Source organism: Oceanimonas smirnovii ATCC BAA-899 (genome assembly GCF_000381965.1).
Classification (GTDB): Bacteria; Pseudomonadota; Gammaproteobacteria; order Enterobacterales; family Aeromonadaceae; genus Oceanimonas; species Oceanimonas smirnovii.
In genome coordinates, this window is sequence record NZ_KB908463.1 from 12,099 (window position 1) to 27,860 (window position 15,762).

15 protein-coding genes are annotated in these 15,762 nt (G+C 56.0%); 10 read left to right on the forward strand and 5 right to left on the reverse strand.

Translation table 11 applies throughout. From position 1 onward, the window contains the following. Positions 1-18: 18 nt before the first annotated feature. Positions 19-426: a hydroxyisourate hydrolase gene (gene uraH, locus G364_RS0111080; protein ID WP_019935217.1), complete on the reverse strand. Its 408-nt coding sequence runs from the start codon at positions 424-426 to the stop codon at positions 19-21. A 194-nt stretch (positions 427-620) separates the two neighbouring features. Here uraH and G364_RS0111085 point away from each other — a divergent pair, with 194 nt between their 5' ends. Further along, positions 621-1,292 (forward strand): heavy metal response regulator transcription factor, encoded by a 672-nt coding sequence (locus tag G364_RS0111085; protein ID WP_019935218.1) that lies wholly within the window; start codon positions 621-623, stop codon positions 1,290-1,292. Further along, on the forward strand, positions 1,289-2,692 hold the full coding sequence (locus G364_RS16510; RefSeq protein WP_051089279.1) for a heavy metal sensor histidine kinase: 1,404 nt from the start codon (positions 1,289-1,291) through the stop codon (positions 2,690-2,692). Before G364_RS0111085 ends, G364_RS16510 begins: the two co-directional genes overlap by 4 nt. Here G364_RS16510 and G364_RS0111095 read toward each other — a convergent pair. Further along, positions 2,643-4,193 carry a serine hydrolase gene (locus G364_RS0111095; protein ID WP_019935220.1) on the reverse strand — a complete coding sequence of 517 codons (1,551 nt, stop codon included), beginning with the start codon at positions 4,191-4,193 and terminating at the stop codon, positions 2,643-2,645. The genes G364_RS16510 and G364_RS0111095 overlap by 50 nt on opposite strands. Positions 4,194-4,352: 159 nt before the next feature. Here G364_RS0111095 and G364_RS0111100 point away from each other — a divergent pair, with 159 nt between their 5' ends. From G364_RS0111100 to G364_RS0111120, 5 genes are read left to right on the forward strand one after another with little or no spacing between them, the layout of a single operon-like run. Beyond that, the gene (locus G364_RS0111100) at positions 4,353-5,033 is read left to right on the forward strand and encodes an AzlC family ABC transporter permease (RefSeq protein WP_019935221.1); all 681 of its coding nucleotides are present in this window, start codon (positions 4,353-4,355) and stop codon (positions 5,031-5,033) included. Continuing rightward, a complete protein-coding gene (locus tag G364_RS0111105) occupies positions 5,026-5,355 on the forward strand; it encodes a branched-chain amino acid transporter permease (protein ID WP_019935222.1) in 330 nt (109 codons plus the stop codon). Before G364_RS0111100 ends, G364_RS0111105 begins: the two co-directional genes overlap by 8 nt. Positions 5,356-5,409: 54 nt before the next feature. Next, positions 5,410-6,282 (forward strand): putative selenate ABC transporter substrate-binding protein, encoded by an 873-nt coding sequence (locus G364_RS0111110; RefSeq protein ID WP_019935223.1) that lies wholly within the window; start codon positions 5,410-5,412, stop codon positions 6,280-6,282. After that, positions 6,282-6,953 (forward strand): ATP-binding cassette domain-containing protein, encoded by a 672-nt coding sequence (locus G364_RS0111115; protein WP_019935224.1) that lies wholly within the window; start codon positions 6,282-6,284, stop codon positions 6,951-6,953. The genes G364_RS0111110 and G364_RS0111115 overlap by 1 nt, the downstream gene beginning before the upstream one ends. Further along, the gene (locus tag G364_RS0111120) at positions 6,950-8,419 is read left to right on the forward strand and encodes a PhnE/PtxC family ABC transporter permease (RefSeq protein WP_026344861.1); all 1,470 of its coding nucleotides are present in this window, start codon (positions 6,950-6,952) and stop codon (positions 8,417-8,419) included. The genes G364_RS0111115 and G364_RS0111120 overlap by 4 nt, the downstream gene beginning before the upstream one ends. Here the strand turns inward: G364_RS0111120 and fabG are convergent. The 3 genes from fabG to G364_RS0111135 form a co-directional block, all read right to left on the reverse strand. Further along, positions 8,416-9,168 carry a 3-oxoacyl-ACP reductase FabG gene (gene fabG, locus G364_RS0111125; protein WP_019935226.1) on the reverse strand — a complete coding sequence of 251 codons (753 nt, stop codon included), beginning with the start codon at positions 9,166-9,168 and terminating at the stop codon, positions 8,416-8,418. The two genes, G364_RS0111120 and fabG, sit on opposite strands and share 4 nt — an antisense overlap. A gap of 208 nt (positions 9,169-9,376) precedes the next feature. Further along, positions 9,377-10,639, reverse strand: coding sequence for a urate hydroxylase PuuD (locus G364_RS0111130; RefSeq protein ID WP_019935227.1), 1,263 nt, complete (start codon positions 10,637-10,639; stop codon positions 9,377-9,379). A 436-nt stretch (positions 10,640-11,075) separates the two neighbouring features. Next, positions 11,076-11,636, reverse strand: coding sequence for a tRNA-uridine aminocarboxypropyltransferase (locus G364_RS0111135; RefSeq protein ID WP_019935228.1), 561 nt, complete (start codon positions 11,634-11,636; stop codon positions 11,076-11,078). A gap of 195 nt (positions 11,637-11,831) precedes the next feature. On the opposite strand from G364_RS0111135, the gene prfC reads away from it, so the two are divergent. From prfC to G364_RS0111150, 3 genes are all read left to right on the forward strand, one after another. Beyond that, complete coding sequence (prfC, locus tag G364_RS0111140) at positions 11,832-13,421, forward strand: peptide chain release factor 3 (protein WP_019935229.1); 1,590 nt, start codon at positions 11,832-11,834, stop codon at positions 13,419-13,421. Positions 13,422-13,597: 176 nt separating this feature from the next. After that, positions 13,598-14,362 carry a TatD family hydrolase gene (locus tag G364_RS0111145; protein ID WP_019935230.1) on the forward strand — a complete coding sequence of 255 codons (765 nt, stop codon included), beginning with the start codon at positions 13,598-13,600 and terminating at the stop codon, positions 14,360-14,362. A 104-nt stretch (positions 14,363-14,466) separates the two neighbouring features. After that, on the forward strand, positions 14,467-15,750 hold the full coding sequence (locus tag G364_RS0111150; protein WP_019935231.1) for a NupC/NupG family nucleoside CNT transporter: 1,284 nt from the start codon (positions 14,467-14,469) through the stop codon (positions 15,748-15,750). Positions 15,751-15,762: the final 12 nt, after the last annotated feature.

Consider the following 15,762-nt stretch of genomic DNA (forward strand, 5'->3'; position numbering starts at 1 on the left):
TCACTACAGCTGCACAGATTAGTTGCCGCGGTAGGTAGAAAAGCCGTAAGGGCTCAGCAGCAGCGGCACATGGTAATGCTCTACCTGGCCATCGGCACTGAAAATTACCGGGATTTCGGGGAAGAAGGTGGCTGTGTCGTGCTTTTCAAACCACTCACCGGTTTCAAACGTCACTTTATAGGTGCCTTTTTCAAGCTCCTTGCCTTCCGGGTACAGGGCGGTAATACGACCCTGTTCGTTGGTGATGGCACTGTTAAGCTGTACCCAGTTGTCTCCCTGCTTCTGCTCCAGTACTACCTTCACATCGGGGGAAGGCAGACCATTTTCCAGGTTGAGTACATGAACGCTCAGCGGGTTGCCGGCAGCGAAGGTCAGGGTGGATACACCGGCCATCATGGCGCCGGCCAGAACATGTTTAAAATTCATGGCGATTCTCCGTGGTTAAGATTGGGTATAGCGTCACTGCTTGTATGTTCGCCGTGTCTGGCGAGATGGGCTCATCATGCCTGAGCTCGTCTTGCAAACCGCTTACTGCTTCATTACAAAACTGTCATTCGGCCGGCAACACACGGTTCTAATGGTAGACTGGCTTTATTAAATGGCACTGAGCGAGGCTGCATATGCGCATTCTGGTAGTAGAAGACGAAGCCAAAATTGCCGATTACCTTAAAAAGGGGTTTACCGAGTCCGGTTATCAGGTCGAGATAGCCAAAGACGGGCTGGAGGGGCGCTATCTGCTGGAAGAAAGCGTCTTTGATCTGGTGATCTTGGACATTATGCTGCCGGGGCTGAATGGCTGGCAGTTGTTACAGTTTATTCGCAGCGAAAGCGATACGCCCGTTATTTGCCTGAGTGCCCGGGATGCGGTGGAAGATAAGGTTCGTGGCCTGGAGCAGGGGGCCGATGACTATCTGGCCAAGCCGTTTTCGTTCGCCGAGCTGCTGGCCCGGGCACGCAAGTTGTTGCGCCGGGGCAAGCCGGCCGAGCCGGTGTTTTATCAGCTGGCGGATCTGCAGCTGGATCCGCTGGCGCGCCGGGTCAGCCGCAGCGGGCAGCGCATTGATCTTACCAATAAGGAATTTACTTTGTTACAGCTGCTGCTGTCTCATCAGGGCGAGGTACTGTCGCGTACTTATATTGCGTCACAGGTATGGCATATGAATTTTGACAGTGACACCAATGTGGTAGACGTTGCCATTCGCCGGTTGCGGGCCAAAATTGACGACGGCTTTGAGCCCAGGGTCATTCATACTGTGCGTGGCATGGGCTATGTCTGCGAGCTGAGAGAATGAAACAGATCCTGTCTTCGTTAAGTTTCAGGCTGGCACTGATGTTTGCGCTGGTCAGTGCCGTGCTGCTGGGCAGTATTGGTTTTTATCTCTATTTTTCACTGGAGCGTGAACTGGCCTGGCGGGATGATCAGAGCCTGCTCGGGCGTCTGGAACACATGCAGGCGCTGTTGACAAGCAGTGACAGTATCAAGGATTTACGCGACCGGCCTACGCTTTATGCCAATATGCTGGGCAATGAAGACAGCCTGTTATGGGTGCTGGATCAGGATGGTGAAGTACTGATCTCGGTGAATCCGGCCGGACTATCGGTACCTGTTGGCCTTTCCGCCGGGCAAACCCGTCTGGGTTATAACGAGGAAGGTAATGCCCGCCTTGCGTGGCATTACCTTAAACAAGGCAACCTTAATCTGATGTTGGTGGCGGGCAAGCTGCTGGCGCCAAGAGAGCAGATGCTGGCCGCCTACCGCCTGCGTTTGTTACTGGCGCTGGCAGGAGGGGCGCTGATAGCACTTTTATTGGGTTGGCTGGTCAGCCGGCGTGGCTTGATGCCGGTACGACGGCTGGCTAAGCAGGCAGGAGCCATTGATGTTCGCGAGCTGCACCGGCGTCTGAATACACGGCAATTACCTGAAGAGCTGCGTGAACTTGGCCATAGCCTCAACCATATGCTGGCTCGCCTGGAAGAGGGGTTTGGCAGGCTGTCGCGTTTTTCGGAAGATCTGGCTCATGAGGTCCGCACTCCGCTCAGTAATCTGATGGGGCATACCGAACATGTTTTACGCCGGAACCGCAGTACGGAAGAGTATGAAAGTTTGCTGGCGTCTCACCTGGAAGAGTATCAACGGCTGAGCCGTATGATTAACAGTATGCTTTTTCTGGCTCGCACCGAGCAGCCTCAGGCAGTGATTCAAGCTGAAGCGGTCACCCTGTCTATGCTGGTTGAACAGTTGTGTGAATATTTTGAAGGCATGGCAGAAGAGGCTGATACCAGCCTGGTTAACCAGGCCCACGGTGAAGTGTGGGCTGATCAGGAGCTGCTGCGCCGGGCGCTGGCCAATTTGCTGGCCAATGCCTTGCGTTATGGTGAGCCGGGACAGCCTATAGTGATTGGCAGTGAACACACTAGCAACAGCACTGTGATCAGCGTACACAATCACGGGCCGGCCATTGCCGCTGAGCACCTGCCCCGGCTGTTCGACCGCTTTTATCGCTGTGATCCTTCCCGCACTCAGGGAGGGGATACGGGTGGCCTCGGGCTGGCCATTGTCGACTCCATCATGCAGCTGCATGGCGGTAACGTCAGCGTGTGCAGCGATAACAGGGGCACAGTGTTTATGTTGCATTTTCCCATCAACGTTGCCATCGAGCCAGGCCGTGCTGATCCAGATAAGCGATGGTAAAGCCGGTCGCCTTGCCATTTTCCACAGTGAAATGCACCGAGCTGCGCGAACCTGCAGGCGCATTTTCATTATTGGGTTCAATGGCAAAGGTGTTACCACTCCAGTGAGTAAGGGGCAGCGGCACTCTGGCCGGCCCCAATGTCAGCAATAGTGCCCCTTGTTGCTGAGTGATAACGGCGGGGCCAAAATATGTGCTTTTATATTCACCGGTATAAGATTCATTTGCCTGTGCCGGCGTGGGAGATGCCGGGGCTTGCTGGCCTGCCAGATCTCCCACCGGCTGATACAGGGTTTTCATGGGCTCACGGTAGGCAGCATACCAGTCACGTTGCGGGCTGCCATAGCGTACTGTATCGGTAAAATCGGCAATCAGGCTTTCAGGCACGCCCACAGGGCCGCCGTTGGTGAGCACGACCATACCTATGTCTGCGGCCGGCCAGAGCTGAAACGCCGTGCTGGCACCCAGCAAAAATGCTCCCGAGTGGCCCAGGCGCAGATCGCCGGCTTCATCAAACCCCACATTAAACCCATAACCATAAAAAGAGGGTGGTTTCAGCAGACTGGGCAGCGGTTTATGCAGAGTTTGCGGGCTCATGGCCGGCAGCAGGGCCGCTTGTGTCAGTAAAGCTGATTCACCTTTGCCGGTGTTGAGCAGTAATTTCAGCCACAGCGCCAGATCAGTAACCGATGAGGACACACCACCGGCAGGGGACTGAGCATCTGGAGTTCGCTGATAGAGCGGCTGAAACTGCTCACTTTCAAATGCATGCAGGCTGGCCCGGTTATCATGCGCCAGATAATCCTGATAGCGCGCACTGGTGCGCGTCATGCCCAGCGGCTGAAACAGGCTGGCTTCAGCCAGTTGCTCCCAGCTGGTGTTTGCGGCTGCAGCAACGGCTTCTGCAGCAGTGGTAGTGCTGAAATTGGCATAAGCATGAGACAGGCGAAAAGCGGTCAGGGGCTGTTGCTGCAGCCTGGCTATAATCTGCGCTCTGGAAAAGCCGATATCTTCCAGCTCGTCGCCGGCGGCAGCGGGCAGGCCAGAGCGGTGCGCCATCAAGTCCCCTATGGTGGCCTGCCTGGTTACATAGGCTGAGGCCAGTGCAAAATCGGGTAAATAGTCTGACACCGGATCATGCCAGCCGAGCTTGCCCTGAGTGATCTGGGTCGCGGCAATGGTAGCACTGATGGGTTTGGACAAAGACGCCAGCTGAAACACGGTATGTTCGTCCACCGCCCCGGGTTCGCCTTTCTTTCTGATACCAAACCCTTTGGCGAACAGGGTTTTATTATTATGCACCACGGCCACGGCAATGCCCGGTACGCCACTGCGCCGCTGAGTGCTGGCAATGTAGCCGGGCAGTTTTTCCAGCGCGGCCAATACGGCATCCTCTGAAACGTTTTGTTGGGCTTGTGCCAACACCGGCGTTGTGCTGACACCCAGAGCCAGTACAGTGACCAGCATGCTGGCTCTGGCAGAAAACAGTGATATGACGCCCATAAAGAAAGTCCGTTAAAAATGAATGAGTTCAAGATTATGCACAGCCGGCCAGATACGCCAGTCAATCAGAGCATGGATATAGGCCGGGGCTGGCCTTGCTGATTGCCAATTCATTAATAAACCCTTATTTTACAAAGGATTAAATAAAGGAGCAGAATAATGACAAGCAAAAGCGGGCTAGTGTCGCTGACACTGCCGGTGATGATGGGATATTTGCCGCTGGGAGCCGTGTTTGGCGTGCTTTGGGTGGATGCCGGGCTGACCTGGTACTGGGCACCGCTGATGAGTGTGCTGGTGTATGCCGGTGCCATGCAGTATCTGGCGGTGGGCTTGCTGGCTGCCGGCATTGGCTGGGTTGATCTGGCAGTAGCAGCGCTGCTGGTCAATTTCCGTCACTTGTTCTATGGCCTGTCGCTTTATCATTTGCTGCCCAAAGGCGTGATTGGCCGGCAGTACTTTATTTTTGGCATTACCGACGAAACCTATTCTCTGCTCAGTGCCTCGGGCAGAGTAAAAGATCCTGAAACCGCACTTTGGGTGGTATTGCTCAATCAAAGCTACTGGGTGCTGGGTACCCTGATTGGCATGGTGCTGGCAAAGGGATTACCGCCGGGCCTGCAGGGGCTGGATTTTGCTCTGCCAGCACTGTTTACCGTGCTGGCAGTAGAGCAGATCCGCGCCAGAAAAGACTGGGGAGCAGTAGCGCTGGGCGTGGTGGCTGCGGCTGTCTCTGCCATTTGGATGAGTGAGTACTTCCTGCTGGCTGCCTCCCTTATGCTGGTGCTGGTATTGCTGGCCTGGCCCGAGCACAAGAAAAAGGAGAAGCCGGCGCATGTCTGATGTGGATTATCTGTGGGCCGCGCTGATCATGGGGGGCGTTACCTTTACTCTGCGCGCATTTCCCTTTGTAGCCAGAGGCGTTATTGCTCATCATCATCGTATTCAGGTCCTGGGCCGGCGGCTTCCGGTGGCCATGATGGTATTACTGACCCTGTATGCGGTAGGAGTGCATCACTGGAGTTCTCCTGCCGATGGCCGGGATCAGTTAATTGCCGTTGTGGTCGTGGCGGTGCTGCAATTATGGCGGCGGCAGGCGCTGACCAGCATTCTGGCGGGTACTCTGGTCTATATGACACTGGTTAATGGCTGGATTGGACTCTGAACCGGGCTGCTTTCGGCTATAATGCCGGTCTTTCTTGTTTAAAAGGAACCGAACATGAGTATTTCTGTACCCGTACGTCTGATGGGGCTGGCTGCCCTGTGTCTGAGTGGTCTGAGTCAGGCTGAGACCTTTGTGTTTACTGCCATTCCGGATCAGGATGAGCGCCGTCTGACCGAGCGTTTTGGCAAAATTGCCGACTATCTTTCCGAGCAGCTGAACGTAGACGTGAAATATGTTCCGGTAAAAAGTTATCCGGCCGCGGTCAGCGCTTTTCGTAACGATCAGGTTCAGCTGGCCTGGTTTGGCGGCCTGACCGGCGTGCAGGCCCGGGAACTGGTGCCCGGCAGTGAAGCGATTGCACAAGGTGCGGAAGACACTGCTTTTGTCAGCTATCTGATTGCTCATGAAAGCACGGGCCTGGCTGCAAGTGAGCAGTTACCTGCTGAACTGGCCGGCAAGCGCTTTACCTTTGGCGACAAGGGCTCTACCTCCGGCCGCCTGATGCCCGAGTTCTTTTTGCGTGAGCACTTTGAGCAGGCTCCGGAAACCTTGTTCTCCCGGGTGGGCTTCTCCGGTGATCACAACCGCACCATCAGTCTGGTACAGTCCGGTGCCTATGAAGTGGGTGCCGTGAACTACGCAGTATGGGATGCCGAGCTGGAAAAGGGCAATATTGATGAAAGTAAGGTTAAAGTGATCTGGACCAGCCCGGAGTATCCCGATTATCAGTGGAGTATTCGTGGTGATGTAAATGCCCGCTTTGGTGACGGCTTTAAAGAAAAAGTGAAGCAGGCACTGCTGGAGATGAAAGATCCCGAGCTGCTGGCTGCCTTTCCCCGCTCCGGTTTTGTGAATGCGACCAACGACGATTACGCGCCCATTCGTGATACTGCCGTGGCCATTGGCATTATGGATCCTGAACAATAATGAGCGAGCCTGCCAGCCTGTTTCAGTTCCATGATGCCAGCCTTGGCTATGCCGGGCAGCCGGTATTGGAAGCGCTGAATCTGAATGTAAGGCAGGGAGACAAAATCGCCCTGCTGGGTGAGTCGGGCACCGGTAAAAGCACGCTACTGCGCCGGCTGCGTGAACTGCGGCCGGATGAAGTTGCCTGGTGTCCGCAGCAGCCCGGCCTGGTGCCTGTGCTGAGTACCTTTCACAACATTTATATGGGGCGACTGGCAGGCAATCCGTTCTGGTATAACCTGGCCAATCTGGTGAAGCCATTGGCCGGGCCCAAAAAAGAAATTACCGGGCTGGCCAGCCGGCTGGGTCTTTCCGGTCAGCTATGGCAACCGGCAGGAGCGTTATCCGGTGGTCAGCAAAGCCGGGTCAGTCTGGGCCGGGCCCTGTATCAGCAAAAGCCGGTGTTCATTGGTGATGAGCCGGTGTCGGCGCTGGATGAGCGTCAGGCTGCCGACCTGCTCACATTGGTGTGCGAACGCCACCAGACGGTGGTACTGGCGCTGCACAACGTGGAGCAGGCACTTACTCACTGCACTCGCATTGTGGGACTGCGCCGGGGAAGGCTGGTGCTGGATGCGCCCAGCCGTGATCTGACGCCTGCCCAATTACGGGCTTTATATACTTCCTCATGACAACTTCTGCTTCAATGGGGCGAACCAGCCTGTTGTTTGTGGCGCTGGCGCTGCTGTGTCTGCCCTGGGCGGATTTTTCCATTACTGCTGTCGATCCCTGGTTTGAGCTGAGCCGTCTTGGTGCCGGCTTATTGCTACCTGCCTGGCCAGATACAGAAGTACTGCTGGCCGCATTGGCCAATACGCTTTCCTTTGCTCTGCAGGGGGTGGCGCTGGGGGCTGTGTTGGGGCTGGGCCTCGCCTGCGGCTATCGATCGGCGGGGGTGCGTCGGCTGGCAGCAGGACTGCGGGCAGTGCACGAGCTGTTCTGGGCTTTGCTGTTTATGCAACTGCTGGGGCTGTCGGCGCTGGCGGGTGTACTGGCCATCGCACTGCCCTACGCGGGCACCTTTGCCAAGATTTACGGTGAGCTGTTTGAAGAAGCAGATCCGGCCCCCGAGCAGGCACTGGCGGCGGGCTTTGGCCGCTTGACCCGGCTTGTCTATCTGCAATTACCGCTGTGCTGGCGGCAGATGGCGACTTACACCGGATACCGGCTGGAGTGTGGTATTCGCAGCTCCGCGGTGCTGGGTTTCATTGGTCTGCCCACCCTGGGCTACCATCTTGAATCTTTGTTGCGGCAGGGATATTACGATGAAGCCGCCGCTTTTTTTTATGCGCTGGTGCTGATTATCGCTACCCTGCGCTGGTGGTTGCGAAGCCGGCTGGTGCCGCTTTATCTGCTGGCTGCCATTATCTGGCTGCCGCCGGTGGCCAGCCTGAACTGGTCGCTGATGGCCCGTTTTTTTACCGAAGACATTATTCCGGCTCCGCTGAGGGCAGGGGACTGGGCCGGGCTCTGGCCCTGGTGGGCGCAGTTATGGCAGCAGCAGGCAGGGCCCGGACTTGCCAACACCCTGGTGCTGGCACTGGTGTCACTGGTACTGACCGGTATGCTGGCACTGGTATGGTTTCCGGCCATTTCCCGGCGTTTTGGCAATGCCGTCAGCCGGCACGCCAGTCATGGCTGGCTGGTGCTGATGCGCTCACTGCCAGAGTATTTACTGGCCTTTGTAGGCATGTTGCTGCTGGGGCCGGGCATGCTGCCGGCCATGCTGGCGCTGGGGCTGCATAACGGGGCCATAATCGCTCACCTGCTCGGGCATCATCTCAACACCCTGAGCCTGCGGGAAGATGCACCGGGCGGTCTCAATCTGTATTTTTTTGAGGTGCTGCCCCGGCTGTATCGTGCCTTTATGGCCTACAGTCTGTACCGTTTTGAGAACCTGATCCGCGAAACGGCGATTCTGGGCATGCTGGGTATTCCCACGCTGGGCTTTTTTATTGATTCGGCCTTCAGTGAATTTCGTTTTGACCGGGCCATGGCGCTGCTGCTGGTGTGCGCCGGACTGAACATACTGGTCGATGTGGCAGCCCGCCGGCTGCGGCAGCGGCTGCACCTGGGCAACCGCGCCGAGGTGCTTTAAAGCACCAGGCCCCCATCAATTTTCAGTACCTGCCCGGTGATGTAGCGGGCCCGTTCACTGGCCAGGAACAACACGCCCTGGGCAATGTCGGCAGGCTCACCCAGGTGGCCAAGGGGAATGCGGGCAGTCAGTTTATCCAGCACCTTTTGCGGCACCGCCTGGGTCATTTCAGTATTGATAAAGCCGGGGGCGATGCAGTTGGCTCTTATGTTTGCGCCGCCCCGGGCCAGTTCTTTTGCCCAGCCTTTGGTCATGGCAATAATACCGCCCTTACTGGCAGCGTAGTTGCTCTGGCCGATATTACCGTCGGTGCCCACGATGGAAGAAATGCTGATAATACTGCCGCTTTGATGCTGCTGCATCAGTGGCAGCATGGCCTGAGTCGTTAAAAATACTCCCTTCAGATTGACCTCCAGCACGCTGTTCCAGTCGGCTTCAGTCATGCTGTCGAGCAGAGCATCCCGGGTAATGCCCGCGTTGTTTACCAGCACATCTAGGCGGCGCTGCTCGCTGTAAATGCGTTCATTAAGTTGTGCCAGCGCAGTTTTGTCACATACATTCAGCGTAACAGCAGTAACATTGTCATACTCTCTCAGCCAGTTTTCTGCCGGTGCCATATCGATATCACAGGCGTAGACCCGGTTTGCGCCGGCCTGAGCCAGGGTTTCACTGATACAGCGGCCCAGCCCGCGGGCAGCGCCGGTGACCACACATACATTGCCTTGCATATCCTGAGTCATACTGTTCATCACGGATTCCTTATTAAGGTGGTGCCATTTAAGGCTGAAGCAAAGCAATGATAGTATAATTTTTGCGTTGCAGTATATTTTTTGGCCTTATATAAAAAGGCTGTTTTATTTCTCGTTGTGCAGCGCAATGTTAAGCGTGACTGAAAAATAACAGGCACAAAAAAGCCCGCACAAGGCGGGCTTTATAACGACGGAGGTAGTGTAATGCTTACTGACCGTTCCAGGCGGCGACCAGAGCACGCTCTTCATCGGTCATGCCGGTAATGTTACCCAGCGGCATATATTTGTTAGCCACAACCTGCTTCACAGTACCGGCCTGCAGCAGCAGATGCTCTTCGGTATCCAGCATGACGCCGGCAGGAGCTGCAGCAAAACCGGGTTGGCTAGGATTAGCTGCATGGCATTGTACGCAGCGGCTTTCCATTACCTGCAGTACCTGAGCAGTAGTCACTGCGGCTGCGGCAGGGGCGGCTGCCTCTTCGCCGGCAGCGGCAGTCTCAGACTGAGTCGCAGCCGGAGCAACTGCAGCAGGAGCCGGGGTGGATTTGGGCGCGCCAATCCAGATAGCAACCAGCAGCAGTGCAACACCGGCAATGGGGTAACCCGGACGAATGTGACCGGCGTGCATCAGCACGAAGTATTGACGGATCAGAGCACCTGCAAAGATGAACAGGGTCATGATCACCCAGGACAGTTCATGGCTGTAGGTGAAGGAGTAATGGTTACTCAGCATCAGCAGCACAACAGGCAGGGTGAAGTAGGTGTTGTGCACGGAACGCTGTTTGCCACGCTTGCCGTCAATCGGGTTTGGCGTTTCACCGGCTTTCATGGCAGCAACCATGCGGCGCTGGCCAGGAATAATCCAGAAAAATACGTTGGCAGACATGGCGGTAGCCATCACCGCACCGGTCAGCAGGAAGGCAGCACGGCCGGAGAAGATATGAGTGCTCAGATAAGCCACCACCACCATCATGACAGCAACCGCCACGGACAGAATGCCGTCGCGCTCCATGTTGGGACTGATACGCTTACACAGCTCGTTATACACGATCCAGCCCAGCAGCAGGAATGCCAGCGCGGCAATGTTAGCCTGCCAGCCAGTCATGTTGGCGGCCCACTCCCAGGGAGAATTGCGGTTAACCAGGTAGAAGCTGGGCTTGGTCAGATACAGCAGGGTGAACAGACCAAAACCTGACAGCCAGGTGGTGTAAGACTTCCAGAACGACCAGTGCAGGTCTTCGGGCAGCTGCTCGGGGCTGGTTGCATATTTCTGGTTGTGGTAGAAACCACCGCCGTGCACGGCCCACATTTCACCGAACACGCCTTTTTTCTTGCATTCTTCAGACTTGGGCGGACGCAGGCCGTTGTCGAGCATTACGAAATAAATGGATTCCCCTACCCAGGCAATGGCGGCAATCACGTGCAGCCAGCGGAGCAGCAGGTTACCAAAATCCAGCAGATACGCTTCCATGATGGTCTTACCTTCTCTGTTTCATTTGTATTGTTTGAGACCCTAGCGCATCGAAACAGATGCCCTGCCACTGGCGGGAGCTGAGACCACATGCGCTGCCTTGTGATTATCAAACTGTATACAGTTCAAAAATTAAACTGTTGACAATTTGTGTGGTGATTTTTTTCAAAAACATGAACTTTGTCAACATTCATTAACAGTTATTTTTCTTGCATTTGCAACCATTTGGTTGGGTTTAGTGCAGGTTGATATGAAAAAGTAACAGCTAATCAATGGTTTAAAGTTTTACCCTGAGGGAGATCACCAATTTGACCCACGAGTGAACTTTAAACGGCCGACATCATAGCGCATCTGCTTGTCGCTGCAACTATGCCGGCACGTCAGATTGAGACCGGAATCAGGCCATTATGTTTACATATGAATTCTCGGGCGGTATTCAATCGGTCTGGTAGCTCCTGAACTGAGCGACTCTGCAGGCGAGTAAATGGTGCAGGTGAGCAGGTTCAAAATCCGGGGCAAGCGCATTGAGCACATGGGCTACGCTTTCCAGCGTAGACAAGTTTTGCCCGCCGGGCCCTTTGCGCATGAGATAACGGCCGGCAGGGGCCCGGCTGAAACTGAGCTGTGGCAGCGTATTCAGCCAGGGATTAAGGTAACGCAGCAAGCGGGTTTTGCGCCAGGTGCCATCGAGCACGATCAGACCGCCAATATCGGTTCTGATGCCGGGCTGTGAATCCACATCGGCGGCATTTTCTCCCGGATACAGCAGCCACCAGCGCCCTTGTGCCGGTGCCGGGAGCGGCGGCATGCGCTCTGCGACTATCCGTTGCAGGCCGGGCAGGGCCAGCTGCAGTAATGGCACTGTGCTTTTGGCGTGTCTGGCTTCCTGCGGATGTTGCAACACTACCACCGGCAAGGGGCAGGCCTGAGCGTTCACCTCGGCACACAGACAGGTGCGTTCCGGCAGAGCACAGCGGGGGCAGACAAGGCGGGACATATACCATCCTGACTGAGAAAAGGCCGATCATAACGGTGCAGAACCAGGGAAGAAAGTGCGAGGCGGCATCAGATGCATTGTGAAGCGTCGCCGAATAGGCGAAAATACTCACAGTTCAAATAACCCCAGCGGATTTCATGTTTTAAGGCGCTTTCGCCGCCGGCTCCGGTCCGTGTCAACCCAGAAGATTACACCATGTCAAACAGCACCATAGCGCAGGAAATTGCCAAGCGCCGTACCTTTGCCATTATTTCTCACCCTGATGCCGGTAAAACCACTATCACCGAAAAAGTGCTGCTGCACGGTCAGGCCATTCAGAGTGCCGGCACCGTCAAGGGCCGGGGGTCTGGCCAGCATGCCAAATCTGACTGGATGGAAATGGAAAAGGAGCGGGGCATCTCTGTGACCACGTCGGTGATGCAGTTTCCCTATAACGGCTGCCTGGTCAATCTGCTTGACACGCCGGGGCACGAAGACTTTTCGGAAGACACCTACCGCACCCTGACGGCAGTAGATTCCTGTCTGATGGTGATCGATGCTGCCAAGGGGGTGGAAGACAGAACCCGCAAGCTGATGGAGGTGACCCGGTTGCGGGATACCCCCATCATTACGTTCATGAACAAGCTTGACCGGGACATTCGTGATCCCATGGAGCTGCTCGACGAAGTAGAAACCGAGCTGAATATCATGTGCGCGCCGGTCACCTGGCCCATTGGCAGCGGCAAGCTGTTCAAAGGGGTGTATCACCTGCACCGGGATGAGACCATTTTATATCAGTCCGGTCAGGGACATACTATTCAGGATGTACGCATTATCAAGGGACTGTCCAACCCTGAACTGGACGAAGCCGTGGGCGACGGCCTGGCAGAACAGCTGCGGGAAGAGCTGGAGCTGGTGATGGGGGCTTCCAACGAGTTTGATCAGGAGCTGTTCCTGTCCGGTGAGCTGTGTCCGGTATTTTTTGGTACTGCGTTGGGCAACTTTGGTGTGGATCATATGCTGCAGGGCCTGACTCAATGGGCACCGGCCCCTCAGCCTCGCCAGACCCACGAGCGTGAAGTGACGGCTGACGACGACAAGTTCTCTGGTTTTGTGTTCAAAATACAGGCCAATATGGATCCTCGTCACCGGGACCGCATTGCCTTCATGCGCATTGTGTCAGGTAAATATACCCAGGGCATGAAAATGAAACACGTGCGCATTGGCAAGACAGTGAGCATTTCCGATGCAGTCACCTTTATGGCCGGTGATCGTGAACGGGCGGAAGAGGCGTATGCCGGCGATATTATCGGACTGCACAACCACGGCACTATTCAGATTGGTGATACCTTTACGCAGGGTGAAGACCTCAAGTTTTCCGGCATTCCCAACTTTGCCCCTGAGCTGTTCCGCCGTATTCGTCTGCGCGACCCGCTCAAGCAAAAACAGCTTCTCAAAGGACTGGTGCAGTTGTCGGAAGAAGGTGCTGTACAGGTATTCCGGCCACTGGATAACAACGATCTGATTGTGGGTGCCGTGGGGGTGCTGCAGTTTGATGTTGTCGTGGCCCGCCTGAAGGCAGAATATAATGTTGATGCTCTGTACGAGTCTGTCAACGTGTCCACCGCCCGCTGGGTGTATGGCAGTGATGCTAAAAAACTGGACGAATTTCAGCGTAAGGTATCTGCAAACCTGGCCTTGGACGGCGGCGACAACCTCACCTATATCGCCCCCACCATGGTGAATCTGAACCTGACCCAGGAACGTTATCCTGATATTCAGTTCAGCAAAACCCGGGAGCACTAAGGCATATAAAGTCCTGCAGCCGCCTGACGGCTGCAGGATTTCATCAGGCGTCGCTTTAGCCGGCGCAACCCCTCCGGTCATTTTTTCCTTAAAGGTGTTACACACCTTCTGCCAACTAAAGTGGCAGCTACAATACAGCTACCTTGAAGAAGTCTGCAGATATCGTGTTTTAACGTATGAAACTCACCGACACTCACTGTCATTTCGACTTTAACGCCTTTGCCGATAACAGGGCCGGCCACTGGCAGCGGGCGCAGGCTGCGGGTGTGCACCGGCTGCTGATCCCGGGCGTGGAAGAAGCCCAGTGGCCCGGACTGCCCCGCTTGTGCCGGCAGTTGCCCGGCACCCGCTATGCGCTGGGCTTGCACCCCTGGTGGCTGAAAACGGCGTCTGATCAGTGGCAGCAGAAGCTGATAACGGCGCTAAATAGCGCCGGTAACGATTGTGTGGCCATTGGCGAAACCGGGCTGGATATGGCCTGCAAGGTGCCCATGGAGAAGCAGGAATACGCCTTTGTATTCCAGCTCCGGCTGGCCTGCGAGCGCGGCCTGCCGGTCGTCATGCACAGCCACAAAACCCACGACGTGCTGCTGAAGTGGCTGCGTCGTTACCCGCCGGTGGGCGGTGTGGTACACGGCTTTGCCGGCTCGCTGCAACAGGCACAAAACTTCTGGAAGCTGGGTATTCATATCGGCGTGGGTGGCACCATTACCTATGAGCGGGCGCAAAAGACCCGTAATACCATGGCTGCCATGCCAGCGGAGTCTCTGGTGCTGGAAACCGACGCTCCCGATATGCCGTTGTGCGGCTTTCAGGGCCAGCCCAATCATCCGGAAAGGCTGCCGCTGGTGCTGCAGGCACTGGCGGATATTCGCCAGCAACCGCTCCCGGAGCTGGCTCTGATATTGGAGCAAAATGCAGCGCGATTGCTGCAGTGGTAACGAGGCCTTGCTCATAAAACCATCATTTCATTGAAATAAAGCTCGAAAATAGCCAGCTTTTCTCTACCCTGTGAGAGTCGGTCCTCAGTTTAAGGAAGAAGACGATGACCCTGATCATGAGTGTGGTGGGCATGGCGGTGCTGGTGCTGATTGCCCTGCTGTTTTCAACTAACCGCAGCGCAGTCCGGCTTCGTACCGTAGCCGGCGCCTTTGCCATTCAGGCGGGGCTGGGAGCGCTTGTTCTGTATGTGCCTGCCGGCCGGGAAATGCTGACGTCATTATCCGATGGGGTGGCCCAGATTATTGCCTATGCCAATGACGGCATGAGCTTTTTATTTGGCGGCCTGGTGGGGGACGCTGCCTTTGAAAGCGGCCTGGGCTTTATCTTTGCGGTACGGGTGCTGCCGGTCATTATCTTCTTTTCGTCACTGATTGCCGTGCTTTATTACGTGGGCATCATGCAATGGATTATTCGGCTGCTGGGGGGCGCGCTGCAAAAGGCGCTGGGCACCTCGCGTACCGAATCGCTGTCGGCCACCGCCAATATCTTTGTGGGGCAGACCGAAGCCCCCCTGGTGGTTCGCCCCTATATTGCCCGCATGACCGAATCGGAGTTGTTCGCGGTCATGTGCGGTGGTCTGGCGTCGGTAGCCGGCTCCGTACTGGCGGGTTATGCCTCTTTGGGGGTGCCGCTGGAATACCTGATTGCTGCTTCCTTTATGGCCGCGCCCGGTGGTCTGCTGTTTGCCAAGTTGTTGCTGCCGGAAACCGAAAAACCGGTCGCACAGGAGCACAGTGCCGCCGACGCCGCCACTGCAGACGATGAGCGTCCTGCCAATGTGATTGATGCCGCCGCCTCGGGGGCCAGCGCCGGCATGAAGCTGGCGATGAACGTGGGGGCCATGCTGCTGGCCTTTATTGGCCTGATTGCTCTGATCAACGGCATGCTGGGCGGCATTGGCGGCTGGTTTGGCATGGAAAATCTCAGTCTGGAGTGGTTACTGGGCTGGCTGTTCTCGCCGCTGGCGTTTTTGCTGGGAGTGCCCTGGGAGGAAGCCCGGCTGGCGGGCTCCTTTATTGGCCAGAAACTGGTGCTGAACGAGTTTGTGGCTTATGTGAATTTTGCCCCGTATCTGTCGGACGATCTGCTGCTGGAAAGTACCGGACAGGCCATGAGCGAACATACGCGCGCCATTATTTCCTTTGCTCTTTGTGGCTTTGCCAACCTGGCCTCGGTCGCCATTCTGCTTGGCGGCCTGGGTGGTATGGCCCCCGGCCGGCGGCACGATATTGCCCGTCTGGGGCTGAAGGCAGTGCTGGCAGGTACCCTGTCCAACCTGATGTCTGCCACCCTGGCCGGTTTTTTTCTGGCACTGGGTGCGCTTTAACACATCGTTACA